Below are 26,175 nucleotides of genomic sequence, written 5' to 3'. Positions count from 1 at the left end.
ACGAATGCGGTTAGACGCTTCGTCGGGTCCGAGCTCGAATACGCCGTAAGGCCTCCCCGCCGTTGGGAATGATGACACTGATGAGGAGCAGAACACCGATGATGATGTTCTGGATCTGGGGGTCGATGTTGATGATCGTCATGGCGGATTGCAGGGTTCCGAAGATCAGAACGGAGAGCACCACACCGAACACCGTGCCGCGACCGCCGAAGATCGACACACCGCCGAACAGCACGACGGCAACCACATTCAGCTCGAGGCCGGTGCCCTGGTCGTACCGTGCGGAGGCGTTCTTCAGGGAGAAGAGAATACCCGCGAAAGCGCACAGCACACCGGAGAGGACGTAGAGCCAGAACTTGATCCGGTCGACCCGGATGCCGGAGAACCGTGCTGCCTCGGATTGCAGGCCGATCGCGAACAACGACCGGCCGAATGGCGTGGCGTGCAGGACGACACCGAAGATGATGGCGAGAACGACGAAGACGACGGTCGAGAAACTGAAGTGGGTGCCGAAGACGCCGGCCGCGCCGATCTTCGTCAGCGAAGCAGGGAAGTTGCTCACCGAGTTGGCCCCCAGGAGGGGTTCGGCGAGCCCGCGGAACAGGCCCAGCGTACCGATGGTGACGGCGATGGACGGCAGACCGAGTTTGGCGATCAGCACCCCGTTCAGGGCCCCGCCCAGCGCTCCGACGACCAGGGCGGCCAGCATGGCGAGGTAGATGTTCCAGCCGTCCTGGAACAGCAGGCCCATCAGGGTGCCCGACAGACCCAGCATCGACGCGACCGAAAGGTCGATCTCGCCGATCATGACGATGAGCATCAGCGGCAACGCCATGATGGCGATCTCGCCCATGTTGTAGCCCATGAAGAACACCGTCGTGCCGCTGGCGAAGTTCGGCTGTGCGAACCCGAACCAGAGCGCCGCGATGAGTACGACGATCAGGCCGCTCTCCCATCGCACTGCGGAGCGGAGGGACAGACGCTCGGACGGTGGAACGGCCCCGTTCGGGGACTTCTTCAGCACGGGTGTGGCAACGATGTCAGACATCCCGGTGTGCCCCCTGTTCGGATTTGAGGCTGCGGGCGACCCGCAGACTGAGCCATCGGTCGAATGCGATCGCCACCAGCAGCAGAGCACCGGCCACGGCCTGGTTCCAGAAGGGGGAGACCTTGAGGGAGCCCAGCGACTGGTTGATGGTGTTGAGCAGAAGAGCGCCGAGCGCGGCGCCCAGGATGGTGCCGCTGCCGCCGAAGATGGCCACACCGCCGACGACGACCGCAGCGACGACCAGGAACTCGTAGCCCGTGCCGCCGGTGGAATCCACCGTGGCGTACTCGGCCAGGAACAGGGCACCGCCGAGCCCGGCGAGGCTGCCGCTGACCAGGAAGGCCGTGAAAACCCGTCGGCCGGTGGGGATACCGGCCAGCCCGGCCGCATCGGGGTTCGAGCCGATCGCGTACAGCTCGCGGCTGGACCGGAAGGAGCGCATGGCGTAGCCGGCGATGGCCACCACCACCGCGACGATGATGAAGAGCAGCGGAACACCGAAGACGTTGTAGTAGCCGATGGTCTGGAAGCCGGAGGGCACACTGCCGGGGTCGATCCGCTTGCCGTTGACGATCAGCGCGTCGATACCGCGCACGATGTACAGCGCCGCCAGCGTCACCACCAGGCTGGGCACCTTGGTGACCGTGGTGATCAGACCGTTGACGGCGCCGACCACTGCGCCGACCAGGATGCCGATGACGAAGCCGAAGATGATCGGCATCTGCGGGTGGTTGACGAAGGTGTTGCCGACGACGTAGGCGGAGAGTCCGACGACCGAACCAACGGACAGATCCACGTTGCGGGTGATGATCACCAGGGTCTCGCCGACACCCAGCAGGGCGAAGATCGATGCACCCGTGAGCAATTGCTGCACACTGCTGGCGGACAGGAAGCTGTGGTTGAACAGCGTGGTCAGCGCGATGACCAGGACCAGCGCGATACCGATACCCATCTCCCGGGCCCGGAGTAGGGCTCCGCCCCTGGCCATGGCGGCACCGGCCGGCTTCTTCGAGATGACGGCGGTCATACGATCGACTCCGTACTCTGCAGGGTGGCGGCACGCATGACCGAGTCCTCGTCGGCCTCGGCCCGTGACATGTTCGCGCTCAGGCGCCCCTCACGGATGACCAGCACACGGTCGGCCATCCCCAGCACCTCCGGCAGTTCGGACGAAATCATCAAGATGGCCATTCCTTCTGCGACAAGACCGTCGAGGATGCGATGCACCTCGGCCTTGGTGCCGACGTCGATACCGCGGGTCGGCTCGTCGATGATCAAGAGAGATGGGTTGCGGGCCAGCCACTTTCCCAGTACCACCTTCTGCTGGTTGCCACCGGAGAGGGTCGCGACCGGGTTGCGCATCTTCCCGTATCTCAGCTGGAGTCGCTGGGCCCAGTCCAAGGCAAGGTTGCGTTCGCTGGAGCGGGAGATGAGCCCGCCCTTGCTCAGCCGGGACAGGGAGGCCAGGGCGACGTTCTGGTCGATGCTCAGATCCATCACGAGACCCTGCTGGCGCCGGTCCTCCGGGACCAGGGCGATTCCTGCGGCCATTGACTCGCGGGGTGCGTTGCGGTGCAGAACTTTTCCGTTGATCGTGACGACACCCGAGTCGTAGGGGTCGATTCCGAAGATCGCCCGGGCCACCTCGCTGCGTCCGGCGCCGACCAACCCCGCCAACGCCACGATCTCGCCCCGCCGTACCTGGAAGGAGATGTCGGTGAAGACGCCTGCACTCGTGAGGTGCTCGACCTCCAGCACCACCTTGCCCGGTTCGGTGATCGTCTTGGGGAACAGGGACTCCAGGTTGCGGCCGACCATCGAGCGGATGATGTCGTCGATGGTCAGATCCTCGATGGGAGCGGTGGACACGAAGTTGCCGTCACGCATGATCGTCACCCGCTGACAGGACGCGAAGACCTCTTCCAGACGATGCGAGATGAACATGACCGCTGCGCCCTGCGAGCGCAGCGTCTTCATCACGTCGAAAAGGCGTTGGACCTCGACCTGGGTCAGCGCGGCGGTCGGCTCGTCCATGACCAGCACCTTGGCGTCCAGCGAGAGTGCTTTGGCGATCTCGACGATCTGCTGGTCTGCCACCGATAGTCCCTTGGCCAGCCGCTCCGGGTCGAGGTCGACACCCAGACGCGAGAAGACAGCGGTGGCAGCCTTGTTCATGGCGCCGCGATCGATCCGCCGCCCGCCGCGCAGTGGCTGCCGGCCCATGAAGATGTTCTCGGCGACGGTCAGGTCGGGGAACAGTGTCGGCTCTTGGTAGATGATCGAGACGCCGGCGGCCTTGCTCGCGGCCGGTCCGCTGAAGTTGACGAGTTCCCCGGCGATGGTCAGATCACCGCTGTCCTGTCGGTGCACACCGGCCAGAATCTTTACCAGGGTGGATTTTCCTGCCCCGTTCTCACCGAGGAGGGCATGTGCCTCGCCGGGGTAGAGGGTTACGGAACCGTTCTCCAGCGCGCGGACCGGACCGAAACTCTTGGTCGCGTGGTCCAGCACGAGCAGCGGCTCCATTGGCGCCTGCTCAGTCAACGTCGACTCCTCCTAAGATCGGGGGCATATTGTGAAACCTTTCAGTACCTGGGCGGGAACGTTAAACCTGCGTGTCGGGCGCGTCAAGTGGCCAACTCCAATTCGTTACCGAAGAGGACATCCTCTAGTGATCCGCCGATCAGTTCGGAGCTCGTCGGAAGCGGTATCACCGCAGATCGGAGAACTGCCGAAAGTGTGCCGGTTTCGAAGAGGGCGTCTCGGATCGAACTGTGGCCGTTGCCCCGAACACCGTGGAGTACTTTGATTCGATTCAACGAGGCTGGCCGCGTCGGCCCAGGGAGGCGGTGACATGTCGGGGGAGGTCAGCGTTATCGACGTGGCCAAGAAGGCCGGCGTCTCCCTGGGCACCGTCTCCAACGTGCTCAACCGCCCGGAGCGCGTCGCTCCGGCGACCAGGGCAAGGGTGCTGGCCGCAATCGAGGAACTGGGTTTCATCCGCAATGAGGCGGCCAGGCAGTTGCGAGCGGGCCGGAGCCGCTCGATCGGTCTGGTAGTGCTGGACATCCGCAACCCGTTCTTCACCGATCTGGCCGCCGGCGTCGAATCCAGCGTCGCGGACGCCGGGTTGTCGCTGGTCCTCTGCAACAGCGGTGACGACCCCACCAGGGAGGATCACTACCTGAGCCTGCTGCAGGAGCAGAGGGCAACCGGGATCCTGATCACCCCGGCGGCGCGGGCCACCAGCCCCATCGAGGGGATCCGCCGGCGGGGCATGCCCCTGGTGCTCGTCGATCGGAGTTCCCATCGCCGTCAATGCTCCGTCTCGGTAGACGATCTGGTGGGCGGCGAGCTCGCCATCGACCATCTGATATCCCTCGGGCACAAGCGGATCACTTTCGTCGGCGGGCCGCTGTCGACGAAGCAGGTCGCCGATCGACTCCGGGGAGCCAGGGCCGCGGCCGAGCGGGCCGGACTCCGGGTGACGGTGATGGAGACGGACGGCCAGGTCTTCGGTGCCGGTCGGACGATGGGCGAACGGATCGCTGCAATGCCGGCCAGGCGCCGTCCAACGGCCGTGTTCTGCGGCAACGACCTGATCGCGCTCGGCGTCCTGCAGGAGATGACCCGTCATCACATCGTCGTACCCGACGATCTGGCCATCGTCGGGTACGACGACATCGACTTCGCCGGTGCGGCCGCTGTCCCTCTCACCTCGGTACGTCAACCGAGGGAAGACCTCGGGCGTACCGCTGCGGAACTACTGATCGAGGAGGTCGTTTCCGCAGACTCCCACCGCCACCGCCAGGTGGTCTTCGAGCCGGATCTGATCGTCCGGGCCTCGACCGCCCAGTCCTGAACTCCGCGAAGGGCTGACCGCAAGCTCAGGAGGCACATAACGCAAGCAGAACGCTTTCGTTTGTACGGATGCCATTGACCTCTGGCGGCGCCGGGATTACGTTTCCTTTCGATCGGTCGCCGTCGTCGAAGCCATCGAACCGGCTGCCCGGACCGGCGCCCGATCGGCCGGCCGCCCCGCGGTCGGACGCCGAGCCGTCGTCGACACCGTGAACGGGAGGCCCGACGCTCGTGACGTCACTCGATGAATTCGCTCGCGAACAGGCAATCCTGAACACGCTCGACGCCCAGGGCCGCGTGGTGGTGAACGATCTGGCCACCGAATTCGGTGTCTCGGCCGTGACCGTGCGCAAGGACCTCGAGGGCCTCGAACGTCGCTCCATGCTGCGCCGGATCCGCGGTGGGGCAGTCACTGTCGGCACCCCCGACGAGGGTGCCTTCGAGATGCGACTCCGCCATTCCCGGGACGTGAAGCAGCGCATCGCGAGGTCCGTCGCACCGCTGGTGCGGCACGGCGACGTGATCGCGCTTGACTCATCGACCACCTGCTACTACCTGGCCAAGGAGATCCTCGACCGCCGCGATCTCGTGGTGGTCACCAATGCGCTCCGGCTGGCCATGCTGCTGATGGAGCAGTCGTCGGCCATGGTGCTGATGCCCGGTGGTGTGCTCCGCCGGTCGGCAGGATCCATGGTCGGTCCGATCGGTGACGTGCTCACCGGGCGGGGCCGGATCAACAAGGGATTCTTCGGAGTGATCGCAATCTCGACAGTGCATGGCCTGATGGATCTCTCGGCCGAGGAGGCGCAGACCAAGCAGTTCATGGCCAAGGCCTGCGACCAGGTCTACGGCGTCTTCGACTCCTCCAAGGTCGACGGTTTCGGGTTGCATTCCTTCGCCGCCGTCGACGACATCGATGCGATGTACACCGACGACGGGATGGAGCTCGGTGCGATCGCGCACTGGGCCAGACTGGGTGTTCCGGTCCATGTCGTCGGAGGGCCCGGCGACCGAGGTGCCGGCCGTTCTGCGGTCAGGTCGCGATGACCGGACGCGCGGTGAAGACAGTGGCGGCCGTCGATCTCGGCGCCGAGAGCGGTCGTGTCATAGCTGCTTCCTTCGACGGCAACCGTTTGACGATGGAGATCGCGAACCGATTCGCCAACACACCGCGCGTCCAGGGCGGCGCGCTGCGCTGGAACATCGAGGACCTGTGGGCCCGGATCGGCGAAGGACTGGCCGGGCTGGCCGGTGGGAGCCGCCCGGTCTCCAGCGTCGGTGTCGACACCTGGGGCGTCGACTACGGTCTGCTGGATTCCGGCGGTATGTTGCTGGACGCGCCGATCAGCTACCGCGACGACCGCAACGCTGCATCCTTCGCACTGGCTCTGCAGACGGTCGGGGCGAAGCGGTTGTATGCCGCCACCGGTGTGCAGGTGCTCGCCATCAATACCGTGTTCGGGTTGATGGCCGATGTGCGGGACGATCCGACCAGACTGGCCAGGGCCAGGACGCTGCTGATGATGCCGGATGTCTTCCACCACCGGCTGTCCGGCGCCCGGACGGCCGAGTACACCGGCGTCTCCACGACCGGTGCGTTCGACATGGCCGGGAACCGCTGGGCCACCGAGCTTCTCGACGAGCTGGGTGTGCCGACGCACATGCTGCCCGAGATTGTCCCGCCCGGCACCGATATCGGTGCACTGGTGCCCGACCTTGCGGTCGGCAGTCTGCGGGACGCACGGGTCATCGTGCCGCCCGGCCACGACACCGCGAGTGCCGTGGTGGGGGTGCCGCTGACTGATCCCGGCGGCCTCTACATCTCCTCCGGGACCTGGTCGCTGGTAGGGCTGGAGACGTCGAGTCCGGTCGTGACGGCGCAGTCGCAGCGCTCCAACCTGACGAACGAAGGTGGTTACGCCAACACGATCCGTCTGCTGCGTAACGTGATGGGGCTGTGGATCCTGCAGGAGTGCCGTCGACAGTGGCAGCGAGAGGGCACCGACATCAGCTACCCGGACCTGGCAGAGATGGCGTCGAAGGTGCAAGGGCTGGTCAGCATCGTCAACCCGGACGATCCGGCCTTCCTGGCCCCGGGCGACATGCCGGCACGGGTGCGGCAGTACTGCGTCGACCACGGACTTCCGGTGCCGCAGACGATCCCGGAGGTCGTCCGCTGCGTGGTGGACTCACTGGCCCTGAGCTACCGGGCCGTCGTCGACTACCTGGTGGACGCGACCGGTGAGAGGCCACCGTCGGTCAACATCGTGGGCGGGGGCGCCGACAACGTCCTGCTGTCGCAGCTGACCGCCGATGCCACCGGACTTCCGGTTTCGTGCGGTCCGACCGAGGGGACGGCTCTCGGCAACGGTGCGGTCCAATTGGCCACCCTGGGCGAATTCGACGGGTTGGCCGACATCCGTCAGGCGGTGGCGGCCAGCACCATGATGCGGCGTTACGAACCCCGGACCGGTGGCGGGTGGGATGAGGCGCAGGCCGTCTTCCGCCGCCTGGTCGCCGCGGACCAACGCACGGATCCAACACCGCCCGACAACCCGAGGGACAGGACATGAGCGCGATACATGCACCGGAGCTGGTCACCCAGGAGCTCTTGGAGTTGACCCGGTCTCTCGGCCGGCCCGAGCGTGATCTGGTGATCCTGGCCGAGGGCAACACTTCTCAACTGCTCGACGACGGCCGGGTGGTCGTCAAGGCCTCTGGGTCGAACATGGCGTCCGCCACCAGTGACGACTTCGTCACGGTCGAAGTCGGGCCGTTCGTGGACCTGCTCCAGCGTGAGAACTGTACCCAGGACGAGGTGACCGCGGCGTTGGACGCCGGGGTGGTCGGGGGCCAGCGCCGGCGAGGCTCCATCGAGGCCCTGGTGCACGTTGCGGTGCAGGCTGTCTCGCCGGCCGGATTCGTCGGGCACACCCACCCGACGGCCATTCTCGGCCTGATGGCATCCGTGCGGGCGCAGGAGGCCTACGGCTACTGGGTCTACTCTGACGAAGCCGTGGTGATCGGCCGGCCGCTGTACGTGCCCTACGCCTCGCCCGGGATCGAGCTCGGGCAGGTGTTCTACCACGCGCTGCGCGGATACGCCGACCAGTACGGACAGCTGCCGCAGCTGGTGCTGCTCGGCAACCACGGCATCGTCGCCATCGCGCCGACAGCAGCTGGGGTCGATGGCATCTCGGCCATGGCCGTCAAGGGTGCCCAGGTTCGTGCAGCCGCCTACGCCGTCGGCGGGGTGTCGCCCGTTCCCGCCGAGTCGGTCGCCAAGTTCTTGGCCCGCGCCGACATCTCCGAACGCCGGGGCAACCTGGCCAAGGGGCAGTTTTAGCCACCATTTCCAGCCCCCGCTCGTCCGCCGCATCGTGCCGTCGACCACCATCCGAACACCCACCGCAACGCCTATGTCACAGGAGCAGATATGACCGAGCAAATTCCGGCCGGCGTCGCCGAGCTGCTGGGACGGTCCAACCGTCTTGGTTCGGACCCAAAGGTCACCAACTACGGTGGCGGCAACACCTCGGTCAAGGTCCGGGAGATCAGCCCGGCCACCGGCGTCGAGGTGGAACTGTTGTACGTCAAGGGTTCCGGTGGGGATCTCGGTACCTTGAAGGCCGGCGGACTCGCCGTGCTGGAGCTCGACCGGGTGCGCGCCCTCGACGGCGTCTACCGCGGAGTCGACTTCGAGGACGAGATGGTCGGGTTCTTCCCGTTCTGTGCCTTCGGCACCGGCGGCGCGACGCCGTCGATCGACACCCCGATGCACGGGCTGGTCCACTACGACCACGTCGACCACCTGCACCCTGATGCCGTGATCGCGATCGCGTGTGCGGCCGACGGCGAGGCTCTGGTCGAGAAGATCTGGGGCGGAACGGTTGCCTGGGTTCCGTGGAAGCGGCCCGGCTGGGAGCTCGGGCGTGCGATGGCCGCGCTGGCCAAGGATCCCAAGGTGATCGGTGCGGTCCTGGGTGGCCACGGGCTCACTGCCTGGGGTAGCTCGAGCGACGAGGTGGAGGAGCGCAACCTCCGGATCATCTCCGGGGCCCAGCAGTACCTCGATACCAACTCGGTGGCCGAGCCGTTCGGTGCGGTGGTGGACGGGCGGGAGCCGCTGGATCCAGCCGCCCGGCAGGCACGTGCCGCCGAGCTGTTCCCGCACCTGCGGGCCGTTGCGTCCGCGGATCGGCGACAGGTCGGGCACTACAACGACTCCGAGGTGGTCCTGGACTTCCTCACCCGCGAGAAGCTCGCGCACCTCGTCTCTCTCGGTACGTCATGCCCGGATCATTTCCTGCGCACCAAGGTCCGGCCGCTGTTGCTGGACACCGCCCCGGACGCACCGGTCGAGGACGTCGTCGCGCGGCTCGAGGAGCTGCATGCGGAGTACCGGGTGCAGTACCAGGCGTACTACGACCGGCATGCCACCCCGGCCTCCCCTGCCATCCGCGGCGCCGACCCGGCCGTGGTGCTGGTGCCCGGTGTCGGGATGTTCTCGTTCGGCGCCGACAAGCAGACCGCCAGAGTGGCCGGCGAGTTCTACGTCAACGCGATCAACGTGATGCGCGGCGCCGAGGGTGTGTCGGTGTACCAGCCGGTCGCCGAGGCGGAGAAGTTCAACGTCGAGTACTGGCAGCTCGAGGAGGACAAGCTCAAGCGGCGTCCCGCCTCGAAGGCGTTGGCCGGACGGATCGCTCTGGTCACCGGTGGTGCGTCCGGAATCGGGCTCGCCACGGTGAAGCTGCTGGCCGAACACGGTGCAAATGTGATCATCGGCGACATCAACCAGGCGGGTTGCGAATCGGTCGCAGCCGATCTGGGCGGCCCGGACAAGGCCGTCGGAGTGGCCATGGACGTCACCGACTTCGACGCGGTGAAGGCCGGGATCGCCGCCGGCATCGTGGCTTTCGGCGGCATCGACCTGATCGTCAACAATGCCGGCATCACCCGGGCCGGCTCCCTGGCCGACACCTCCCTGGTGGACTGGGATCTGCAGTACCAGATCATGCCGCGCGGATCGTTCCTCGTGGCGAAGGCGGCCGAAGGTGCATTGCGGGCGCAGCGTCTGGGCGGCGACATCATCAACATCTGCAGCAAGAACTCGGTCTTCGCCGGGCCGAACAACATCGCCTACTCGTCGGCGAAAGCTGCTCAGGCGCACATGGTTCGGCTGCTTGCAGCGGAACTCGGTGACATCGGCGTGCGCGTCAACGGGATCAACCCCGACGGCGTGGTGCGTGGTTCCGGGATCTTCGCCGGCGGGTGGGGCGCTTCCCGGGCGGCCACCTACGGCGTGTCCGAGGAGGACCTGGGCAAGTACTACGCCCAACGCACCGTGCTGAAGGAGGAGGTGCTCCCCGAGCACATCGCGATGGCGGTGCTGGCCCTGACCAACGGCACCCTCCCCATCACCACCGGCCTCCTCATCCCCGTCGACTCCGGCGTCGCCGCTGCTTTCATGCGCTGAAGCCGCACCCCAGGTGCCCCGTGTCGGCGCATACAGGAATGCCCGGCGCATACCGAAGTCCCCACGTTTCGCGTTTTCCGGCCGAATTCGGTCACTTCGGTATGCGCGGCAGGGCCCAGCCGTCAGGAGCGGGGCGGGTCGGCGGTGTCGTAGTCGTCGCGGGCGGCGATGACCTGGTCCATGTGCTCCTCGGCCCAGTCCTTCACCGCCGCGAGGATCGGCAGTAGGGAGACTCCGAGCGGGGTGAGCGAGTAGTCGACGCGCACCGGGACGGAGAGCGTCATGACCCGGGAGATCAGGCCGTCGCGCTCCAACGTGCGTAGCGTCTGGGTGAGCATCTTCTGGCTCACCCCGGCAAGCTGGCGGGCCAGTTCGGAATACCGCCGGTCGGACTCGCCCAGCGCGACGAGCACCAGTGACACCCACTTGTCGCTGATGCGGTCCAACAGGTTTCGGCTCGGGCACGACGAGAGGTACGCGTCGTAGGACTGTTTGGCCGCGGCGCGGCTCTGGGCAGCTGTCTGGGTGGTCATCTGTCTTCTTCCGGCTAGCGAACAGACGCGACTCGTCAGCACCCGCGACACTGAAAGCGCACACGACGTAGAGCTACGCACTCACAGGTGCCTACTTCCCAAAGGAGAGTGCCATAGGGAGGCTGGTGTTCGCAAGGCCCCACCACGGGACCACAAGGGTCCCCCAGGGCCCGGAAGCGACAGCAGAGAGGATCGCCGCCATGCGCGCCATCGTCACCACAGGTCAGAACGACCTGCACATCATCGAAATACCGCTCCCAGCAATCGGTCCCGGCCAGGTACTGGTCAGGATCGAGGCTGCGGCGGTGAACCCCGTCGACATCGGCACCCGCCTCGGCGTGTTCCACCAAGCCGGGATGATCGCCGCGGGTGCCACCACCGGCCTCGGCTGGGACCTGGCCGGAACGGTCGACAGCATCGGTCCCGACGTCCAGGACATCAGGGTGGGCGATCGGGTCGCCGCCGTGTTGTCCGGTTTTGACATCCCACCGAGGGCCTACGCCGACTACGCGCTCGTCCCGGCGGCAGCCGTCGCCCGGATTCCGGACGGGCTCATCGCGATCGACGCCGCCACCATCCCGCTGAACGCCCTGACCGCGGCGCAGGCGCTGGACCTGATCACGCCGGAGTCTGCGAACAACCTGCTCATCACGGGTGCGGCCGGTGCCGTCGGTGGGTTCGCCGTCACGTTGGCAAGGAAAAACGGTTGGCGGACGACGGCGCACGCGCGTCAGGCAGACACCGAGTTCCTGCGGCAGGCCGGTGCCGACGAGATCATCACCGATCTCCCCGACGCACCACGGTTCGATACGGTCCTGGACGCCGCGGGCCTCGGGAACCCGGCGCTCGACACGGTTCGCGACGGCGGCTCCTATGTCGGAGTCACCCCAGGCGCCACGCCACCGGAACAGCGCGGGATCACCGTCACGGCTGTCTCCAGCCACCACGACGGCGCGCGGCTGGCCGAGCTGCTGAAGATGGCAGCCACCGGTGATCTCGCGGTGCGCGTGGCAGGCACCCTCCCGCTGGCCGACGCCGCCCAGGCGCAGGCCAACGTCCAGAAGGGCGGACAGCGCGGCCGGTGGGTCCTGCTGCCGTGAGCTGATGTCGCCCGCACGATCGGGTTGGGTAATCCGGCCCGCCCGATCGGCCGGTCGCCTAGTAGTGCTTTGTGAGGTTCGCAGGCCCGACTGGCATGTAGGGCAGACGCCGATCCAGTCGATCGGGCGGACACCCTCGGCGACACCACCACCGAGGCCAGGAAGAAGCTCGAGAAACTGTTGGCGGCGCATCCTTTGGAGGCCGTCGTGGCCTCGGCGGTCGCAGTGCCCGATGACGGCCGCGCCATCGTTCATGCCCGCTATCAGGACGCGGCGTCGGCGACTGCCGACCTGGCGGCCCGCCGGGCAGGGCTGGCCGGCAACTCGGTATTGCTGAAAAGGCCCTACGCAAAGGATTTCGCGGTCACCCTGGCGGCCCGGGGATCTGATCTGGTCTACGACCTGATCCTGCACGGCGGGGCGGGGCAGCTGCGATCGCTGGTCGAACAGCACGACGCGCCCTGGGTGTTCTGCTGAATCTGGGCGCGATGCCCGGCTCAACCTGACAGCGCGGCATCCACCAGCACCGGCGCGCCCTTGGCGAATTCACGCACCCGTCTGTCCTCCCAGAGCTGGGCGGGCACGGCACCGGACAGCAGTTCCCGCGCCAGGGCGGCACTTTCAATCGAAGCATCCGATCCGATGACGATCACGTTGCCCCGACGGCGGCCCTTCAGCATCGGCGGGTCCGCAACGATGCCGACGTGCTCGAAGACGCTCCCGACGGTGGCCGCCTCCGACCGGCTGAGCTGCAGATCGGGTCGGTCGCCGCAGTTGAGCAGGTACAGGCCGCCCGGTCGCAGCACCCGCCGCACCTGGGCCGTGAACTCTGCGGTGGTCAGCGGCAACGGGGTGACGGCGTCGGCGAAGACGTCCCGCACCACGACGGAGTAACTGTCGTCGGCGAGGGATTCGGTCACCTCCCGGGCATCGCCGACCCGGATGCGCAGGGCCGGCGCGCGGGGCAGGTCGAACCAGACACGCACCAGCCGGGACAACTCCGCGTCCGTGTCCACGGCAAGATGCTGCGAGCCCGGGTGGCCGTCGATCAGATGGCGGGCGAGGGAACAGGCGGCCGCGCCGAGATGCAGCACCCTCAGCGGATCGGGTAGTGCACTACCGATGACGGCAGCGATCCACCGCATGTACTCGAAGTCGAGCCAGGTCGGATCACCCAGATCGATGTGCGAGCTCTGCACACCGTTGATCAGCAGCAGGTAGCCGAGGGGATTGTCGCGGTCCTGGACGAGTTCGGCCGTGCCGGAGTCGATGGGGTAGACCCCGGGCTTCGGGACCGAAGGCTTCGCCGTCCGCCCGCCCCGCTCCCGCGATCTGCCCACCCGCCCATCATCCCCGCCTCGACGCGGTGCACCTCGCCGTCAGAGGCCACACCGCGCAGAACAGAGGGTGGGCTCGCCCACTGAATCGATGCGTCGTCGGGCAGGTTCTCCTGCGCTGCCCCACACTGCCAGGAACGCTGCGCCGCTACACCGGCGAAGTGAACGGCATCCGCCGCGCGGACGAAGGAGACCCCCATGACGCGCTACGTCTTTGATTTCACCGAGGGCGACAAGGATCAGAAGGATCTGCTCGGCGGCAAGGGCGCCAACCTTGCCGAGATGACCAAGTTGGGCCTGCCCGTCCCGCCGGGTTTCACCATCACCACGGACGCCTGCCGCGAATACCTGTCGCTCGGCAGCGAGCCCGGCGAATTACGGGTGCAGGTGACGATGGCCCTGCGTCACCTGGAGGATGACGCCGGTCGTCAACTCGGCGATCGCCACGATCCGCTGCTGGTCAGCGTCCGATCGGGGGCGAAGTTCTCGATGCCCGGAATGATGGAGACCGTCCTCAACATCGGGCTGAACGACGCCAGCGTCAAGGGTCTCACCGAGGTCAGTGGTGACGAGCGATTCGCCTGGGATTCCTACCGCCGGCTGTTGCAGATGTTCGGCAAGACCGTGTTGGACATGCCGGGCGAGGTCTTCGCCGACGGACTCGACGCGGCCAAGACGGCCAAGGGCGTGCACAGCGATCTGGACCTCGATGTCGACGACCTGAAAGACCTCGTCGTCGTGTTCAAGGACGCCATCAAGGACCATTCCGGAAACGAATTCCCGCAGCATCCGCGGGAGCAATTGGATATGGCCATCCGTGCCGTCTTCAACTCCTGGAACACCGACCGGGCCCGGCTCTACCGGCGACGGGAGCGGATTCCCCAGAACCTCGGCACCGCGGTCAACGTCTGCACCATGGTCTTCGGCAATCTCGGCGAGACCAGCGGCACCGGCGTCGCTTTCACCCGTGACCCCGCGTCGGGCAAGACCGGTGCCTACGGCGACTACCTGGCCAACGCACAGGGCGAGGACGTCGTCGCCGGCATCCGCAACACGCTGAGCCTGGACGACCTCGCGGCGATGGACCCGGAATCCAATTCCCAGCTCCGAAAGGTGATGCGCCGCCTGGAGACCCATTACCGCGACCTGTGCGACATCGAATTCACCATCGAACGAGGCAAGCTGTGGATGCTGCAGACCCGGGTCGGCAAACGCACTGCCGCCGCAGCGTTCCGGATCGCCGCCCAACTGGTCGACGAGCAACTGATCACCCTCGACGAGGCGTTGTCGCGGGTCTCCGGAGCCCAACTGGCACAGCTGATGTTCCCGCAGTTCGACTCCTCGGCGGAACGCAAGCTGCTGACCACCGCCATGGCTGCCTCGCCCGGAGCTGCCGTGGGCCGGATCGTCTTCGATTCGCCGACGGCCAAGGCCTGGGCGGCCCGCGGCGAGCAGGTCGTGTTGGTGCGCAAGGAGACCAACCCGGACGATCTCGAGGGCATGATCGCGGCCAATGGCATTCTCACCGCGCGGGGCGGCAAGACCAGCCACGCCGCGGTGGTGGCCAGAGGCATGGGCAAGACCTGCGTCTGTGGCGCGGAGGCCCTGCTGGTCGACGCCGTGGCCAAGACTGCGACGGTGGGCGAGATCGTGCTGCACGAAGGTGATCTGCTCTCCATCGACGGGTCGACCGGCGAGGTCTTCCTCGGTCAGGTCCCGATGGTGCCCTCGCCCGTCGAGACCTACCTGGAACACGGCCTCGAGCAGGCGGTCCAGGGCGTCGACGACCAGACGGCAGACCTCGTGACGGCGGTGGACCGCCTGCTGCGGCACGCCGACTCCCGACGACGGCTGGACGTCCGGGCCAACGCGGACACCGCCGAGGATGCCCTGCGGGCAAGGAATCTGGGAGCTCAGGGGATCGGTCTGTGCCGCACCGAGCACATGTTCCTCGGCGATCGGCGGGCGTTGATCGAGCGGGTGATCCTGGCCGACGGCGCCGTCGCGCGCGAGGCGGCCCTCGAGGCACTCCTACCCCTGCAACGCAAGGACTTCACCGAGCTGCTCGAGGCGATGGATCCGCTGCCGGTGACCATCAGGCTGCTGGATCCGCCACTGCACGAGTTCCTGCCCGACCGGACCGAGCTGTCGGTCAAGGTGGCCCTGGCAGCCGCCGCCGGCACCCCCGATCCGGCGGACGTGAGGCTGCTGGCCGCGGTCGAGAGGTTGCATGAGTCGAACCCGATGCTGGGGCTCCGCGGGGTCCGGCTAGGGCTCCTGACGCCTGGGCTGTTCGCCCTGCAGGTCCGGGCCATCGCCGAGGCCGCCTGCGCGTTGTCGAAGGCGGGAAAGAACCCGCACGTCGAGATCATGGTCCCGCTGGTCGGGTCGGTGATGGAGTTGTACCTGGTCCGGGACGAGACCGACGGCATCCTCACCGAGGTGACCGCCGCGGCCGGGGTGGACCTGAAGGTACCGATCGGCACCATGATCGAGTTGCCAAGAGCCGCACTGACTTCGCACCGCATCGCCGAGGCGGCCGAGTTCTTCTCCTTCGGCACCAACGATCTCACGCAGACCACCTGGGGCTTCTCGCGGGACGACGTGGAGGCGGCCGTCTTCGCCGCCTATCTGGACAAGGGCGTGTTCACCGTCTCGCCGTTCGAGTCGATCGACCTCGACGGCGTCGGGCGTCTGGTGGAGATCTCCGCGACCGAGGGCCGCCGGACCCGGCCGAACCTCAAGCTCGGCGTCTGCGGCGAACACGGCGGCGATCCCGAGTCCATCCACTTCTTCCACCGGGTCGGTCTCGACTACGTCTCCTGCTCCCCGTTCCGAGTGCCGGTGGCGCGGTTGGAGGCCGGACGGGCGGCCGTCGGCTGAGGCCGGCGGTGATCGTCGGGACTGGCCCGAGCGGCTGCACGCCTGCCCGGAGATGACGCGGCCTATCCTTGACCCATGCCAGTTGACGGAGAATACGCACCCAGCCCGGCCAAGTGGGTCCGGGACCAGGTCGAGGCCTACGAAGGCTCGAACGGCAAGGCCGCAGCCGATCTGCGGGGGATGCCGGTGATCATCCTGACCACCATCGGCGTGAAGACCGGACTCGTCCGCAAGGTCCCGCTGATGCGGGTCGAACACGACGGGAAGTACGCAGCCGTCGCCTCTCTCGGCGGCGCCCCGAAAAATCCCGTCTGGTACAACAACCTCAAGGCGCACCCGGATCTCGATCTGCGTGACGGCGAGCAGACGTTTGCGATGACGGCCCGGGAGGTCACCGGGGCCGAGTACGACGAGTGGTGGGAGCGGGCCGTCGCCGCATACCCGGACTACGCCGACTACAAGAAGAAGACGGATCGGGTCATTCCGCTGTTCGTCCTCGAGCCCCAGTCGTGACGACCCGCTCCTAGAGGCCCGACCCTGATGGCCGCTGACACGCCGACGATCGTCGCCACCTCGATCGGTCTCGATTCCCGGGGCCGCGATCGCGACGACTGCGATGCCGGCCCGGTGTTCGACCTGGCTGCCGACCTGTCCGGCGCGACCGGAACTCCGAAGGTCTGCTTCATCGGAACCGCCGGTGGAGACTCGGCCGCCCAGATCAGCAGCGTCTACTCGGCGTTGTCGGAGCGGTTCCGGCCATCGCATCTCGAGCTCTTCACCATGCCCAACATCGACGACGTCCTGGGTCACCTGTTGTCCCAGGACGTCATCTGGGTCGGCGGCGGTTCCGTGGCCAATCTGCTCGCCCTTTGGCGGCTGCACGGATGGGACAACCACCTCCGGCAGGCGTGGCAGGCCGGCGTGGTGCTCGGCGGAGTGTCGGCCGGCTCGCTCTGCTGGCATCTCGGCGGAACCACCGACTCCTTCGGGCCCCAGCTCCGCCCGGTGACGAACGGCCTCGGATTCCTGCCCTTCTCCAACGGAGTGCACTACAACTCCGAGCCGGAACGGCGACCGCTCTACCACCGGCTCATCGCTGACGGCACGCTGCCGGGCGGCTATGCCACCGATGACGGAGTGGGCCTCGTCTACTCCGGCACGGATCTGGTGGAGGCCGTCGCAGACCGACCCGACTGCCTCGCCTACGAGGTACAACGAGGCGCCGACGGCAACGCAGTCGAGACCATCATCGAGCCGCGCCGTCTCCGCTGATCCGTGGGGACCGGAGCGTTTGGCCGGTGATCAGGATCGCCCTAAACTCGACGACGGAGGCGTGTCCGAGTGGCCTAAGGAAACCGCCTTGAAAGCGGTCGGGTGTAAAAGCCTCGCAGGTTCGAATCCTGTCGCCTCCGCGCAGTCGGGCGGGTACCGGTCCCCACCGGTGCCCGCCCGTTCGTGTACTCGCGGTGCATGAGCTCACTCAGGGGCGTCAGCGACTGGCGCGGACGGCGGCCTGCTCGACTCGTGCGCGATGCTCGCGCCAGTTGCCGTCGTTTGCGGAGGCGGTTCCGGCCGCGTCGATCAGTTGCTCGCGCAGGATGTCGGCGTGGCCGGCGTGCCGGTTGGTCTCGGTGAGGACGTGGATCATCACGTTGAACAGCGTGACGTCCGGCTGCGGCCACCAGGGAACACGCGCCCCGGCGTCGATCGGCAGCGCCTGGATGGTCGCGTCCGAGTGCAGCCAGACACGTTGGTAGGCGCCGATGATCTCAGCGCGTGTCTCGTGCTCCCTGGCCCACATCCAGTCGCGGTTGCGGAAGCCGGGCTCGTCGAACCGAGGATGCGGCTCGGGGAACGGCCGGCCGAAGACGTCGCCGAGGTAGACGGACTCGGACAATGTCAGGTGCTTGACCAGGCCGAGCAGATTCGTTCCCGTTCCGGTCAGCGTGCGTCGCACGTCGTACTCGGACAGCCCATCGAGCGTGCTGATCAAAGATTGACGGACCCACTGCAGGTCGTCCTTGAGGTAGGCCTTGGCGAAGTTGTCGTCCACGAGCCCGATGTTTCCACGTGCGGGTCTTGACCCTATGTAGTATGCGCGCATACTGAAACCAAGACAATCAGCATTGCTCGCGCCATCGCGACGTCCACCGCGCCCGCCTCGAAGTTCTTCGCCCTCTGGGGCGACATGGCCACCTGGCCGGAGTGGGACAGCGATACCGACTGGGTCCACCTCGACGGTCCGTTCGTCCAGGGCGCCACCGGGCACCTCAAGCCGAAGGGCGGGCCGAAGGTGAAGTTCTGCGTCACCAGGCTCACCGACACCGAATTCGTCGACGTCTCGACGCTGGGGCGCGAAGCTCAGCTTCGCCCACCACGTAGTCGAGAATGGCACTGGCACCAGGGTTTCCGTCGTGATCAGCATGTCGGGTCCGCTCGCCCGGATCTGGACGGCGATGATGGGCAAGGGCCTCCGCGCGTCCGTTCAGGCCGATCTTGCCGGGCTGGTCGCCGCGGCCGAGGCCAAGGTCGCGGCGGGGCAGTGACCCGCCTCGCCACCTCGCACGGATCGGCGCAGGAGAGCCCGGGGCTGCTCCTCTGGCAGGTCACCAACCGGTGGCAGGCCGCAGTCAGGGCCTCGCTCAAGCCGTTCGAGCTGACGCACGTCCAGTTCGTCCTGCTGGCGTCGCTCACCTACCTGGCGGGCGAAGGCGTCGTGAGCCAGAAGCAGCTGGCCGATCACGCTGCCACCGACCCGATGATGACCTCCCAGGTACTACGCACCCTAGAATCCAAGGGTTGGGTGGCCCGTGATGCGGATCCCCACGACGGCAGGGCCAAGGCGGTCCGGGTGACCGCGGAGGGCTCCTCTCTGGCCAATCGCGCCGTGGTCGCGGTCGAACAGTGCGACCGCGACTTCTTCGTCCGGCTCGACGGTGATCTGCCTGCCCTGACGGCCTCCCTCCGGATGCTGGCGGATTCCTACCGGTGACCCGACCTCCACGATGCCAAGGCATTGTGGACAACTCGGTGTCACGCGGACCCGCCCTGGGTATGGTCGCGCCATGCAGCCCAACCAGCCTCAGCGATTCGGAGTGGTTCCGTCTCCAACGCCTTTCGAGATGCGGCCCGATGCCGCCACCTTCTGGGGCGGTGTCGGCGCGCGGGCGCTGATCCTGCTGCCGCTGGCCGCTCTCGGCATCTTCAATGCGGTGCAGCGGGACGGCGTCGGTTGGGCGGTCGTGCTCTACGTCGGCCTCGCCGCGGTACTCCTGGTGGGGGTGCTGATCATGCTGCAGACCAGCAGCATCCTGCTCACCGATCAGGCGATCGAGATGCGTCGACTCCTGCTGCCGCCCAGGGTGATCGCCCGATCCCGCATCGCCCACGGTGTGCTCGTGCCGCAGTACTCCGGCAGTTTCGACCGCACCGCGCCTCTGTTGATCCTGGTCAACGCGAAAGGCAGGGCCCTGCTCCGGGTGACGGGCCAGATCTTCGATGCCGGAGCCGTTTTCACCCTGGCCGAGCGGATCGGCCTGCAGCACTTCGACGTCATCAGCGGGGTGGTCGGGCCCAAAGCGATCGCTGCCCGGCACCCGAAGGCAATTCCGCTCTTCGAACGACGGCCGGCTTTGGTTGTCATTCTCGGGACGGTCGTCCTGCTGGTCCTGATCGTCATCGGGGTCAGCATCTTCGATACCGTCCCGGACTGAGTTCTGTCCCGAGTCCTGCACCGCCGCAGGACGTCTGCGGCGAATCCGCTACAGCGCGAAAGAGGTGGCGGCCGCCAGGAACGCGTCGTTCTCGGTGGGGGATCCGATGGTGATCCGGACCCCGCCGGTGTCGTCGTTGAAGGCACGCACGATCACCTTGTTGGCCTCGCTGTGCGCGGCGAACTCGGCGGACCGTTTGCGCAAGGGTAGCCACACGAAGTTCGCCTGCGAGGTCGGCACTTCGTATCCGAAGTCGCGGAGCGCGGCGGTGACCCGCGTGCGCTCCGAGACCACCTGCTGCCAGCGGGGTTTCAGCTCGTCACGGGAGGCCAACGCAGCCAGCGCGGCGGCCTGGGCGACGGTGTTCACCGCGAACGGCACGGCAACCTTTGCTAGCGCGGTGATGACGGTCGGGTCTCCCACGGCGTAGCCCACCCGGAGGCCGGCCAATTGGTAGGCCTTCGACAACGTCCGCAGGGCAAGCACATTCGGCCGCGCGGACGACTCGGCGACACCGTCCGGCGTCTCCGGATCGGTGTCGAACTCGCCGTAGGCCTCGTCGATGACGACCAGGACGTTCTCCGGCACGGCGTCCAGGAACTCCGTCAGCTCCTGACGGTGCACCACGGTGCCGGTGGGATTGTTCGGGGTGCAGATGTAGATCAGCCGGGTGGCCGGCGTGACGGCGGCGGCCATCGCGGGCAGGTCAAGCGTGTTGGCTGTGGTGACCGGGACGCGCACCGGCACGGCGCCGGCGATCCGGGTGACGATCGGGTAGGCCTCGAACGACCGCCAGCCGAACAGCACCTCGTCGCCCTGGTCGCAGGTGATCTGCACGAGCTGCTGGCAGAGGGCGACCGAGCCGCAACCCGTGACGATCCGGCTCCGGTCGACGCCGACGTGCTCGGCCAGCGCGGTCACCAGGGCCTGGGCGCCGTTGTCCGGATACCGGTTGATGCCCATTGCGTCGGTGCCGATGGCGCCGATGATCGCCTCGGTCACCGCCGGGAGGGTGGGGAACGACAGTTCGTTCGAGGCGAGCTTGATCGAGCCCGGGACGGTGCGGCCGGGGGCGTAGGCCGGGAGTGTGTCCAGCGCGGGCCGGATCTGGACCGTCATGGTCACCTCGTTGGTCTTCTGGTCGTTGGTCTTCTGGTCGCGCCGGGCGGGCGTCGCGAGAACTCGAGAACTGCGGAACACTGCGGAACTCTTTCCAAGGCGACTGTAGTGGCTGCCGTTCTCCCACCCGGCCGTCGTGGCTGGGCCGTTCGCGATGGGTCGGCGGTCGTGGCTGGTAGGCCGTTCGGGCCTCGCCCACCCCGGTCGGCTTACCGGGTTCCGACGGGTTGCTCGTGTAGGAAAGTTCCATGAGGATTTCCCTGGCCGGTGCCCGTCCGCACGCGAGAGCGGTGCGCCGAGTGCTGACGGGGGCGGTGCTGGCCGGCGCAGTCGCCGCTGCTCTCGCCGGGTGCACGATCGCGACGCCGGCCTCGAGTGGGTCGTCGACCTCGTCCTCGGCGGCCGTCTCGTCGGCGGCGCCGCTCCCGGCCGCTCCGGCCGGGGCCAGCCTGGTCGTCACCGTTCCTGGCCTCGCCGCCCCGGCAGCGTCGGCCGCTTCTCCGGGGTCCTCGGCTGGTCCGAGCAGCTCGGCGCCGGCTCCTTCGGTTGATACGGCCCCGGTCAGCGGCAAAGCGCCCACCTCGTCGGCACCCGCGGTCGTGACGCCGTCGACCTCGAGCGTCGCGCCGACCACTGCGCCCGCTGCCCCCACCACGTCGACTCCGGCGGCGCTTGCCACCACTAGCGCGGCCACGACGACCGCGGCCACGACAGCCGCCCCCACGCCGGCCGCCCCGACGACCAGCGCGCCGGCCACCCTCGCCGTGACGTTGGCGAACTGCCCCGGCTGCACGGTGCTGGCCACCCACGCCGGAGTCACCTCCACGCTGGGTGCGGCGTTGGTCGCGACCGGTCAGGGCCGCGCAGCCCTGCTGTCGCTGCGGGGGGACGGGAGCGTGGCCGGCGCCGCCAACGTGCTCTATGGCTCGTCGTTCCCCACGCCGTCCGGCGGGCAACTGGCGTGCGATGCGGGTGGCCGGTGCATTGTGATTGCCCAGCAGGCCGACGGCACCGCGATCGCCTCGGCCTACCAGGTGAACGCGGCCGGAGTCTGGGCCGAGGTGAGTGGTCAGGGCGGGATCGCTTCGGTCACCGCGAAGGCGCAGACGCTGACCGTCGGCGGCGGGGTAGGGGTCGCGGTGCAGGACCAGGCGGACGGGACGACCGTGTGGATCGTCTACGAGTGGGCCGGCGACGGGTACTCGGTGGCCGGCTGCACCGCCGCCGCAGTGCCCGACCCGAACGCCTTGTCCATGACGTCCTGCCTGTCCTGACGATCGCGTCTGCGCTGGTCAGAGTGAGGCCTGGCAACTGTTTTGCGATGCGGTCCGCCCGCCGGGTAGGGTACTGATCCGGCGGCCCCCCCGGTGGTGGCCCTGGGAAGCGTGCCAGAGCGGCCGAATGGGACACACTGCTAATGTGTTGTGCGGGCAACTGCACCGAGGGTTCAAATCCCTCCGCTTCCGCGCTGGCTGTCCTCCCGGGGATCAGCTGGTTGGGTAGTACGCAGTACCGCAGTGACAAGTAGTGCAGTGACAAGTAGTGCAGTGACAACTGAACATGCGCCTGTAGCTCAACGGATAGAGCATCTGACTACGGATCAGAAGGTTGGGGGTTCGAATCCCTCCAGGCGCACTCCAGATCCACCGTTCGATCGGGGATCCGAAACCGCGGTTTCTTCGCCGTCTCGTGCGCAGCGGCCATCAACTCGCTCGGACTGATCCCCATCACCTGAGTGATGGCATCCAGGTCATCCAAATCGAACGCCACCTGCCCGGTCAGCCGCCGGCTGATCCACGGCTGGTCCTTGCCGATGGCGAATGCAACCCGCGAGGCACTGATCCGGTTACGCGCGAGTTCCGACCGCAGCTCCATCGCCACTGCTTCGCGCAGCGTGACCCTGTCTGTGAGTGGCACCGTCATACTCGTGACTCTACGGCCGCTTGGCCAGTCTGTCACTACCGTATCTAGCAGCAGAAGGTGGACAGTTCGAGTCACGTATGCGCTGAGCGATTGAAAATGCTTGACTGCGGTTCAGCGTGGCGGTAGACAGACGCCATGACGACTTCAGAACTTGATCGTCGGGTAGGCAGCCGTGTCCGTCAGGCTCTTGCCGCCCGTGCGATCAGCCAGGCAGTACTCGGTGCATCACTGCACCGATCCCAGGGCTGGATCAGCCGACGACTTCGCGGAGACCCGGGGTTCACCCTGGCCGAACTCTCCTCCATCGCAATGGTTCTCGATGTGGAGCTCGACTTTTTCACCGGTCGACTGGCCGATGTCAGCGTACGAGCGGGGGAGGAGGCGTCGTGACGACCGCGGTGGTTGCGGGTCCAGCACCGGCCGGGGTCGATCTGGTCGGTCTCCTGCACCAAGTTGCCGACGCGGGTTGGGACAGCGATGCGGGCCGGCTTGCCGTGGCGCACCTGCGTCGCGTCTGCCGCGGCGAGGCCTCGAGGTGGACCTACTCGGCCGGCTGGTTCTCCGACGAGGGCCTGGCCGATGTCTGGGAAGCGGTCAACCGGCTCCTCGTCAAGGGGCAGATCGAGGTTGCGCCGTCTGTGATTCGTCGAGTGGCTCAGCGTTCCTACGCTGGCGAGGCGGCCGCAGCGCAGACCGGGGTCGGTACACCGAAGACCCGCGGTCTGGTGCGGATCGCAAAAACGCTCCGCACCACCAGCCTCGTTACGACCGAGGCGCTCGAGTCGCTGCCCGCCCCTGACTCGAGTCTCGAGGCTCCGCCGCCGGTCTGGATGCGAGTGCTAGCTGTGATGCTGGTGCGGGCTGGTTGGTCGTACCCGGTTGCCGCTCTTGACGCTGTCGTCGCCTCTGCCGCCGTCGTGGCATTGAACGGACGCCGTCGGCAGTCGCCGCTCGCCGGCCATGACACCGGGGTGCCTCCCGCAGCGTGGTCGGGCTTGGCCCTCCTGGTCGCCGGTAGCGGACCGGGCTGCTCCGCCGGCAATCGTCAGGTTGGAGCGGCCGACCTCTTCGCCCGCGTTGGTGCAGATGGCCTTCGGTGGCACGCGGAGACGCTGCGTCTCGTGCAGGGAATCGTCGACGGCAGGAGCCTCCGAACTGGTCGGGTCAACCGGATCGCGGCATGAGACCGACGGCGCCCGATCGGTCTCATGGTGCGACTGTTCGTCGCCGAAATGTGGACGATGGCTTCATCGACTGTCAGGTGTGCGGCGAAGCGCATCCCGGGGCGAGTGACTGTCCCTGGGAATTGTTCGCGGCTGGCCTGGGGTCGGACCCGCGCACGGGTGGCGCGACCGACGATCTCACGCCGGACGACGTCGAGTACCGACGGTCGGCGCAACCCGGCCACAACGGCGGACTGCCGCGACCGCGGGCTGAGCCCGACCGTGACGCTGAGCCGGTGCGCGAGGACGTCACTCGACTTGTCGAGCGGCTGGACACGATCATCCGCTACGGAATCCCCGCCATCCCTGAAATCGTTTCCTCTGCCGAGGATCTCGTCGATGGGGCGTCGGCCACCGCCGACAACGAGTCAGCTGCCGAGGAGCTTCGGTGCATCGCCGAGGACCTGCTCGGACTGGCCTCGACCCTCCCGGACGTGGCCGGGCGACTCTGCCGTCTTGCCGATGCGATGGAGAAGACGTAATGCTCCGCCGACCGCCCCACGGAACTCCGCGGTCGCCTGAGCGGGCGCTCCCGTCATGAGCCTCCCCGCCATCTTGTGGGCAATGTACGAAGCGCCGGCGCCGACGAATCCCACCGAGAAGTGCGTCCTCATGGTCCTTGCCGAGCATGCCGACACTTCCGGCGCAAACGCGTTCCCGTCTTGGGAGCGGATCGCGAAGATCGTCGGCGTCTCGACTCGGACCATCGGCTCCACTCTGTCCTCTCTTCACACGAAGGGCCTCATTCGCCGCGGCGATCAGCGCGTCGCTGAGGCAGCGGTGCGTGGTCGCGGGAAGAGCCGTGCGTACGCGCCGACGGTCTGGGACCTGGTCATGGACGGGAGTCATGCCGCCGCCACTCAGGCTCACCTTCCTCCTGCCGTCGATGAGGACCGAGACGCCACAGCTGCTCGTCGAGGGCAACGAGTAAACCTCCAGGTCGGCAGGCCTGCAGGATCTGCAGGCCTAGCGTCCCGCGGTGCGGCTTCAGTTGACGTCACTACGATCAACGCAGGTCAGGAGCCATGCAGATCTTGCAGGTCTCACGGCGGGTGTAGCCAGGCCTGCAGCGTGGGGTCACCCAGGCATGAAGTTTCACGTCGTCCAGGGGTGAAGCCAGCTTCAGACGAACCAAGTACTTCAACCAAGAACTGGAACCCACCACCTCACCCGGCACCATGTGCAGAGGATTCGTCGATCAGCTTCGGGCCCGTGATCTCAGTGGAATCCAGAGACTCCAAGAATGGAGCGGGTGGGAAGGTCGAGTCGGCCGTCCCTGCGCTTGTTGAGGCGGTCCGCGGTGTCTTACCGCCGGCGCTCGCTCGACAGTTGATCGGACGGGCACTGGAGCGCCGATGCGCAGCCCTTGCAGTGGTTGGCTGGACTGCAGACCAGGCCAGTGCCGCCGTCCGTAGCCGTTCCTGGGACGGTGCCGGTGCCGGCGCGGTGATCGCCTGGCTTGCTGATTTGTGTCAGGAACGTCCGGTGTCCCAGGTGATCGCGCGGCGACGTGTGTCGGATAGAGCAAGTGGCGTAGCCGATCTCGCCGAGGAGTATCGGCAAGCTCTCAAATCGGCGGCTGCGTCCGATTCACCAGCTCGAGCGGCTGCACGGAGGGTCGTTGATGAAGCCGCCGCAAGGGCCCGCGAACGTCGTGCTTCATCAGTTTGGTGATGAAGCTTGCGTGTGCGCTCACTTCGTGTATCGAATATTGCAGGCGGATAATCAAAAATTATCTGCCAAGCAAGGGTTGGGCCTTCGACGGGCGATCCGGGGCCATCCCGGGGTATCACCAGCACCAACGTCACGTGACGAAGGACTTTACGGTCTACCCGGTGCGGACCGGCGTGGCCCTGACAGTCTGAGCTGCCCGGTAAATTCCGGACACTGAATTTGTGGTCATCTATGCTGCCGACTGCTGGTCGAACCAATTCTTCTCGGCTTCGTTCGGCGTGA

The 26,175-nt window shown here is 67.1% G+C and carries 25 protein-coding genes and 3 tRNA genes; 21 read left to right on the top strand and 7 right to left on the bottom strand.

Features of this window, described 5'->3' with window-relative positions; translation table 11 throughout:
* Nucleotides 1-10: 10 nt before the first annotated feature.
* Genes ABIB25_RS21650 through ABIB25_RS21640 form a run of 3 tightly spaced genes read right to left on the bottom strand, consistent with a single transcriptional unit; the run spans nt 11 to nt 3,574 of the window.
* Entirely contained in the window at nt 11-1,048 is a 1,038-nt protein-coding gene (locus tag ABIB25_RS21650; RefSeq protein ID WP_354530595.1) for an ABC transporter permease, read from the bottom strand.
* Nucleotides 1,041-2,075, bottom strand: a complete 1,035-nt coding sequence (locus ABIB25_RS21645; protein WP_354530594.1) for an ABC transporter permease — start codon at nt 2,073-2,075, stop codon at nt 1,041-1,043. Before ABIB25_RS21645 ends, ABIB25_RS21650 begins: the two co-directional genes overlap by 8 nt.
* Nucleotides 2,072-3,574, bottom strand: a complete 1,503-nt coding sequence (locus tag ABIB25_RS21640; RefSeq protein WP_354530668.1) for a sugar ABC transporter ATP-binding protein — start codon at nt 3,572-3,574, stop codon at nt 2,072-2,074. The genes ABIB25_RS21645 and ABIB25_RS21640 overlap by 4 nt, the downstream gene beginning before the upstream one ends.
* Before the next feature lie 328 nt (nt 3,575-3,902).
* Between ABIB25_RS21640 and ABIB25_RS21635 the strand changes: the two genes are divergently transcribed.
* From ABIB25_RS21635 to rhaD, 5 genes are all read left to right on the top strand, one after another.
* Entirely contained in the window at nt 3,903-4,910 is a 1,008-nt protein-coding gene (locus tag ABIB25_RS21635) for a LacI family DNA-binding transcriptional regulator (protein ID WP_354530593.1), read from the top strand.
* Nucleotides 4,911-5,140: 230 nt separating this feature from the next.
* Complete coding sequence (locus tag ABIB25_RS21630) at nt 5,141-5,956, top strand: DeoR/GlpR family DNA-binding transcription regulator (protein ID WP_354530592.1); 816 nt, start codon at nt 5,141-5,143, stop codon at nt 5,954-5,956.
* Nucleotides 5,953-7,482 (top strand): rhamnulokinase, encoded by a 1,530-nt coding sequence (locus tag ABIB25_RS21625; RefSeq protein ID WP_354530591.1) that lies wholly within the window; start codon nt 5,953-5,955, stop codon nt 7,480-7,482. Before ABIB25_RS21630 ends, ABIB25_RS21625 begins: the two co-directional genes overlap by 4 nt.
* A complete protein-coding gene (locus ABIB25_RS21620) occupies nt 7,479-8,255 on the top strand; it encodes a class II aldolase/adducin family protein (protein WP_354530590.1) in 777 nt (258 codons plus the stop codon). Before ABIB25_RS21625 ends, ABIB25_RS21620 begins: the two co-directional genes overlap by 4 nt.
* A gap of 90 nt (nt 8,256-8,345) precedes the next feature.
* Nucleotides 8,346-10,388, top strand: coding sequence for a bifunctional rhamnulose-1-phosphate aldolase/short-chain dehydrogenase (gene rhaD / locus ABIB25_RS21615; RefSeq protein WP_354530589.1), 2,043 nt, complete (start codon nt 8,346-8,348; stop codon nt 10,386-10,388).
* Between the two features lie 122 nt (nt 10,389-10,510).
* Here the strand turns inward: rhaD and ABIB25_RS21610 are convergent, their stop codons facing one another.
* A complete protein-coding gene (locus tag ABIB25_RS21610; RefSeq protein WP_354530588.1) occupies nt 10,511-10,921 on the bottom strand; it encodes a winged helix-turn-helix transcriptional regulator in 411 nt (136 codons plus the stop codon).
* Between the two features lie 200 nt (nt 10,922-11,121).
* On the opposite strand from ABIB25_RS21610, the gene ABIB25_RS21605 reads away from it, so the two are divergent.
* Both ABIB25_RS21605 and ABIB25_RS21600 read left to right on the top strand, forming a co-directional pair.
* The gene (locus tag ABIB25_RS21605; protein ID WP_354530587.1) at nt 11,122-12,021 is read left to right on the top strand and encodes an NADP-dependent oxidoreductase; all 900 of its coding nucleotides are present in this window, start codon (nt 11,122-11,124) and stop codon (nt 12,019-12,021) included.
* Between the two features lie 180 nt (nt 12,022-12,201).
* On the top strand, nt 12,202-12,498 hold the full coding sequence (locus ABIB25_RS21600) for a hypothetical protein (protein ID WP_354530586.1): 297 nt from the start codon (nt 12,202-12,204) through the stop codon (nt 12,496-12,498).
* A gap of 20 nt (nt 12,499-12,518) precedes the next feature.
* Here the strand turns inward: ABIB25_RS21600 and ABIB25_RS21595 are convergent, their stop codons facing one another.
* Nucleotides 12,519-13,361 (bottom strand): spermidine synthase, encoded by an 843-nt coding sequence (locus ABIB25_RS21595; RefSeq protein ID WP_354530585.1) that lies wholly within the window; start codon nt 13,359-13,361, stop codon nt 12,519-12,521.
* A 195-nt stretch (nt 13,362-13,556) separates the two neighbouring features.
* Between ABIB25_RS21595 and ppdK the strand changes: the two genes are divergently transcribed.
* From ppdK to ABIB25_RS21575, 4 genes are all read left to right on the top strand, one after another.
* Nucleotides 13,557-16,241 carry a pyruvate, phosphate dikinase gene (gene ppdK, locus ABIB25_RS21590; protein WP_354530584.1) on the top strand — a complete coding sequence of 895 codons (2,685 nt, stop codon included), beginning with the start codon at nt 13,557-13,559 and terminating at the stop codon, nt 16,239-16,241.
* Between the two features lie 75 nt (nt 16,242-16,316).
* Nucleotides 16,317-16,754 (top strand): nitroreductase family deazaflavin-dependent oxidoreductase, encoded by a 438-nt coding sequence (locus ABIB25_RS21585; RefSeq protein WP_354530583.1) that lies wholly within the window; start codon nt 16,317-16,319, stop codon nt 16,752-16,754.
* Between the two features lie 27 nt (nt 16,755-16,781).
* On the top strand, nt 16,782-17,513 hold the full coding sequence (locus ABIB25_RS21580) for a Type 1 glutamine amidotransferase-like domain-containing protein (RefSeq protein WP_354530582.1): 732 nt from the start codon (nt 16,782-16,784) through the stop codon (nt 17,511-17,513).
* A 55-nt stretch (nt 17,514-17,568) separates the two neighbouring features.
* A tRNA-Ser gene (locus ABIB25_RS21575) sits at nt 17,569-17,653 on the top strand.
* A 77-nt stretch (nt 17,654-17,730) separates the two neighbouring features.
* Here ABIB25_RS21575 and ABIB25_RS21570 read toward each other — a convergent pair.
* Nucleotides 17,731-18,294, bottom strand: coding sequence for a DinB family protein (locus ABIB25_RS21570; RefSeq protein ID WP_354530581.1), 564 nt, complete (start codon nt 18,292-18,294; stop codon nt 17,731-17,733).
* A 361-nt stretch (nt 18,295-18,655) separates the two neighbouring features.
* Here ABIB25_RS21570 and ABIB25_RS21565 point away from each other — a divergent pair, with 361 nt between their 5' ends.
* From ABIB25_RS21565 to ABIB25_RS21555, 3 genes are all read left to right on the top strand, one after another.
* On the top strand, nt 18,656-18,787 hold the full coding sequence (locus ABIB25_RS21565) for a hypothetical protein (RefSeq protein WP_354530580.1): 132 nt from the start codon (nt 18,656-18,658) through the stop codon (nt 18,785-18,787).
* Nucleotides 18,784-19,233, top strand: a complete 450-nt coding sequence (locus ABIB25_RS21560) for a MarR family winged helix-turn-helix transcriptional regulator (RefSeq protein WP_354530579.1) — start codon at nt 18,784-18,786, stop codon at nt 19,231-19,233. Before ABIB25_RS21565 ends, ABIB25_RS21560 begins: the two co-directional genes overlap by 4 nt.
* A 73-nt stretch (nt 19,234-19,306) precedes the next feature.
* Entirely contained in the window at nt 19,307-19,954 is a 648-nt protein-coding gene (locus ABIB25_RS21555; protein WP_354530578.1) for a hypothetical protein, read from the top strand.
* A gap of 48 nt (nt 19,955-20,002) precedes the next feature.
* On the opposite strand, the gene hisC is transcribed toward ABIB25_RS21555, so the two are convergent.
* Nucleotides 20,003-21,073: a histidinol-phosphate transaminase gene (gene hisC, locus ABIB25_RS21550; RefSeq protein ID WP_354530667.1), complete on the bottom strand. Its 1,071-nt coding sequence runs from the start codon at nt 21,071-21,073 to the stop codon at nt 20,003-20,005.
* Nucleotides 21,074-21,321: 248 nt separating this feature from the next.
* Between hisC and ABIB25_RS21545 the strand changes: the two genes are divergently transcribed.
* The 7 genes from ABIB25_RS21545 (at nt 21,322) to ABIB25_RS21510 (ending at nt 25,893) form a co-directional block, all read left to right on the top strand.
* Nucleotides 21,322-22,347, top strand: coding sequence for a hypothetical protein (locus tag ABIB25_RS21545; RefSeq protein WP_354530577.1), 1,026 nt, complete (start codon nt 21,322-21,324; stop codon nt 22,345-22,347).
* A 105-nt stretch (nt 22,348-22,452) separates the two neighbouring features.
* Nucleotides 22,453-22,539 (top strand) — tRNA-Ser (locus tag ABIB25_RS21540).
* A 96-nt stretch (nt 22,540-22,635) separates the two neighbouring features.
* Nucleotides 22,636-22,708, top strand: a tRNA-Arg gene (locus ABIB25_RS21535).
* A 423-nt stretch (nt 22,709-23,131) separates the two neighbouring features.
* The gene (locus ABIB25_RS21525) at nt 23,132-23,386 is read left to right on the top strand and encodes a helix-turn-helix domain-containing protein (RefSeq protein ID WP_354530576.1); all 255 of its coding nucleotides are present in this window, start codon (nt 23,132-23,134) and stop codon (nt 23,384-23,386) included.
* The gene (locus ABIB25_RS21520; protein WP_354530575.1) at nt 23,383-24,180 is read left to right on the top strand and encodes a hypothetical protein; all 798 of its coding nucleotides are present in this window, start codon (nt 23,383-23,385) and stop codon (nt 24,178-24,180) included. The genes ABIB25_RS21525 and ABIB25_RS21520 overlap by 4 nt, the downstream gene beginning before the upstream one ends.
* A gap of 275 nt (nt 24,181-24,455) precedes the next feature.
* Nucleotides 24,456-24,701 carry a hypothetical protein gene (locus tag ABIB25_RS21515; protein WP_354530574.1) on the top strand — a complete coding sequence of 82 codons (246 nt, stop codon included), beginning with the start codon at nt 24,456-24,458 and terminating at the stop codon, nt 24,699-24,701.
* A gap of 55 nt (nt 24,702-24,756) precedes the next feature.
* On the top strand, nt 24,757-25,893 hold the full coding sequence (locus tag ABIB25_RS21510) for a helix-turn-helix domain-containing protein (protein WP_354530573.1): 1,137 nt from the start codon (nt 24,757-24,759) through the stop codon (nt 25,891-25,893).
* Nucleotides 25,894-26,175 lie beyond the last annotated feature (282 nt).

It is taken from the genome of Nakamurella sp. UYEF19 (assembly GCF_040546275.1).
Lineage (GTDB): Bacteria > Actinomycetota > Actinomycetes > Mycobacteriales > Nakamurellaceae > Nakamurella.
Note: the sequence above shows the minus strand (reverse complement) of the source record. Positions and strands in the feature narration are given on the sequence as shown.

What these genes read in the sequence shown, in the direction of transcription:
- ABIB25_RS21650 (WP_354530595.1), bottom strand. Translation starts at nt 1,048, where the DNA reads ATGTCTGACATCGTTGCCACACCCGTGCTGAAGAAGTCCCCGAACGGG.
- ABIB25_RS21645 (WP_354530594.1), bottom strand. Translation starts at nt 2,075, where the DNA reads ATGACCGCCGTCATCTCGAAGAAGCCGGCCGGTGCCGCCATGGCCAGG.
- ABIB25_RS21640 (WP_354530668.1), bottom strand. Translation starts at nt 3,574, where the DNA reads ATGGAGCCGCTGCTCGTGCTGGACCACGCGACCAAGAGTTTCGGTCCG.
- ABIB25_RS21635 (WP_354530593.1), top strand. Translation starts at nt 3,903, where the DNA reads ATGTCGGGGGAGGTCAGCGTTATCGACGTGGCCAAGAAGGCCGGCGTC.
- ABIB25_RS21625 (WP_354530591.1), top strand. Translation starts at nt 5,953, where the DNA reads ATGACCGGACGCGCGGTGAAGACAGTGGCGGCCGTCGATCTCGGCGCC.
- ABIB25_RS21620 (WP_354530590.1), top strand. Translation starts at nt 7,479, where the DNA reads ATGAGCGCGATACATGCACCGGAGCTGGTCACCCAGGAGCTCTTGGAG.
- rhaD (WP_354530589.1), top strand. Translation starts at nt 8,346, where the DNA reads ATGACCGAGCAAATTCCGGCCGGCGTCGCCGAGCTGCTGGGACGGTCC.
- ABIB25_RS21610 (WP_354530588.1), bottom strand. Translation starts at nt 10,921, where the DNA reads ATGACCACCCAGACAGCTGCCCAGAGCCGCGCCGCGGCCAAACAGTCC.
- ABIB25_RS21605 (WP_354530587.1), top strand. Translation starts at nt 11,122, where the DNA reads ATGCGCGCCATCGTCACCACAGGTCAGAACGACCTGCACATCATCGAA.
- ppdK (WP_354530584.1), top strand. Translation starts at nt 13,557, where the DNA reads ATGACGCGCTACGTCTTTGATTTCACCGAGGGCGACAAGGATCAGAAG.
- ABIB25_RS21585 (WP_354530583.1), top strand. Translation starts at nt 16,317, where the DNA reads ATGCCAGTTGACGGAGAATACGCACCCAGCCCGGCCAAGTGGGTCCGG.
- ABIB25_RS21580 (WP_354530582.1), top strand. Translation starts at nt 16,782, where the DNA reads ATGGCCGCTGACACGCCGACGATCGTCGCCACCTCGATCGGTCTCGAT.
- ABIB25_RS21555 (WP_354530578.1), top strand. Translation starts at nt 19,307, where the DNA reads ATGCAGCCCAACCAGCCTCAGCGATTCGGAGTGGTTCCGTCTCCAACG.
- hisC (WP_354530667.1), bottom strand. Translation starts at nt 21,073, where the DNA reads ATGACGGTCCAGATCCGGCCCGCGCTGGACACACTCCCGGCCTACGCC.
- ABIB25_RS21545 (WP_354530577.1), top strand. Translation starts at nt 21,322, where the DNA reads ATGAGGATTTCCCTGGCCGGTGCCCGTCCGCACGCGAGAGCGGTGCGC.
- ABIB25_RS21525 (WP_354530576.1), top strand. Translation starts at nt 23,132, where the DNA reads ATGACGACTTCAGAACTTGATCGTCGGGTAGGCAGCCGTGTCCGTCAG.
- ABIB25_RS21510 (WP_354530573.1), top strand. Translation starts at nt 24,757, where the DNA reads ATGAGCCTCCCCGCCATCTTGTGGGCAATGTACGAAGCGCCGGCGCCG.